The 2295-nt window shown below is 63.9% G+C and carries 1 protein-coding gene; it reads left to right on the plus strand.

Annotation, left to right across the window (positions count from 1 at the left end; all coding sequences use genetic code 11):
* The first annotated feature begins 171 nt into the window (after nt 1-171).
* Nucleotides 172-2289 carry a DUF4157 domain-containing protein gene (locus JHAT_RS33340; RefSeq protein WP_290439830.1) on the plus strand — a complete coding sequence of 706 codons (2118 nt, stop codon included), beginning with the start codon at nt 172-174 and terminating at the stop codon, nt 2287-2289.
* The last annotated feature ends 6 nt before the right edge of the window (nt 2290-2295 follow it).

The raw sequence follows: 2295 nt of genomic DNA on the forward strand, positions 1-2295 counted from the left end.
TTAGCTCTATCTAGATCGAGCTGACAACTCCGGTGGCATTCCGCGGGTGACGCACGCCGAAGTGCGGCATCCTGAGACCCGGCGCAGACTCGTGGTTACGGCACCGAACCGGGTCGTCGACGGGAGCGGCTCATGGCCGAGTTCGCACAGCCCGCGCGCCGATGGGCGCCCATGTCGGGACGTGAGCGTCCCACACGGCCCTCGCCCGCTTACGCGCGAGGGAGTGGGGAAGCTCTTCGCCCGGGGGTACGGCGGGTCATGGAGAGTCGGCTCGGCGTCGATTTCAGCACGGTCCGTATCCACACCGACCCAAAGTCGGCGGCGATGTCCGAACGGTTGCGGGCCGCGGCCTTCACTTGGGGCTCCCACATCTCCTTTGCCGCAGACACCTACGCCCCGAACACACACCGAGGCGATGCTCTGCTGGTCCATGAGTTGGTGCACGTGGCGCAGAACCGCACAGGCCGGCCGCCGGCAGTTGCGGCCTCGGCTGGTGGCGGAGTGAGCCCTGCCGAGCATCAGGCCCACCAGGCGGCGGAGGGGTTCGTGGCAGGGGTTCCCCACCTGCTGACCGCCCCGGTCGGCTCCGACGACGTGTTAGCCCTTGCCGATGAAGACTGGTATCGCGGATATGTAGAAGGTGCCGTGTCGGCAGAGGATACAAAAGTCGTGCACGACTTGGGTGACGGCTTGTATTTCAGTGATGTGGAAGACGTAGCAAATCAGTATGGCGTTATGCGCTCGCTCGAAAAAGGCGCTTCAACGCCACATCGCACTGTCCGCATCAGGCTCGATCCGGTTAAAATGGGACGAGTTCTCGACCTTACCCGAGAGTCGGAATTTATGCTGCACTACACATACCGGCGTTCGAAAGGGGCACTGAGCGGGGAGAGCTATCGTAACTTGTTCCTTAACCATCTCCGGGTGAAGAATTACAAAATTGAAGATTTCGACATCTTCATCGGTCCGGAGGGTGTGCGCGGGGGCCGTCAGATGTGCATTCGAAACCCGACTTTGGTCAAATCCGTAGTGGCCCAGTGGCAGCATCTGCAACCGTCAGGGACGGGAGGCGGCGGAGGTTTTCGGGGTGGTGAAGCCGCACCCGCCCGCAGGGATGTGCAGACGCAGACTTCTCAAGGGGGCAAGCCTCCGGCCGGGAAGGCCGACCTCGCCGCGACGGCCAAGCCTGCGCCTGCTCCGGTGGTACCCGTGTCACGCCTGGGCCGTCATGCGATCGGATTCTTCAAGGGCGTGGTGGCACCCATGATCGCCAGCGGAATCAACTCCTATCTTCTGGCCCAGAAGGATGCTAAATATGTACCTGAGAGGATCGATCGAGCCCTCGTCGATCCGGAAGTCCAAAGCAGGATCGATGACTTCATGGACCGCAGGCGCCTCAGCATTTCTCGGGCGCAACGGAACGGAAAGACCATGTTCCTCACCGTCGACATCAAACTCGTGTTCACCAACGGAATCCAGGACGGACTGTATGTCCGGGACCCGCTTCTCACTGAGAAGGACGTCTCGAAATGGTCCCCGCCTCTCCGCATGAGCGATGAGCCCCTCGTTGGCGCGGAAACGACGGTCGGCTGGGTCACCCAGTCGCTGCGGCTGCAGACGGTGGAGATGAGCCGCTCGGAAGAGCTAGGAATTCAGATCGACGAGCTCCAGGCCAGGGCCCGCGACATGGCGGCCGACAAGAAGGGCGGCGGCTCCGGGGAGACCCGGAGGCGGGAGGCCGCGGCGGAGATCGCCCGGCTGCAACAACTTCAAAGTGCTGCGCGTGAGACGGAGGACAAGGCCCGGATGGCGGAACTGGTACATCCGACCGTCACGGCGGACGCCCGGACCAGGGCAAAGGAACAGCTGGACATCGCGGAGCTCTTGGGTCGTTTGGCCGTGGCGTCCCCGGCTGTCGCGTCGGCTCCTGGGCAGCTGGGCCTGCCTTTGTCAGGCACGGCCCCGACTGCGCCGGGTCTTCTTCCGGACGCGCCTCAAGGAGACCTTGTTGCACAGGCGGCGGCGGTTGTCCAGGCATTCCGCCGCAGGACAGATGCCCTGGAGGCGATGGCCCGCGCGTACGAAGCGAGGCTTGGTACCGACGACGCGCCGACACCCGCGGAGCGTCAGTCGTATTTCATCGCCGAGGCCCGCTGGCGCCTGTCGGTCAAGTTCGCGATGAACAAGTATGAGGACGCGAACCGTGAAGAGGCCGTCAAGGCGCTCGGTGAGCTGCTGGATCGCTGTGGCCCCGCCCTCGCCCGCACACGCGGGTACTTGGGCGGCTGACCGCAT

Origin of the sequence: Streptomyces sp. JHA26, from assembly GCF_002005565.1 — a bacterium.
Lineage (GTDB): Bacteria > Actinomycetota > Actinomycetes > Streptomycetales > Streptomycetaceae > Streptomyces.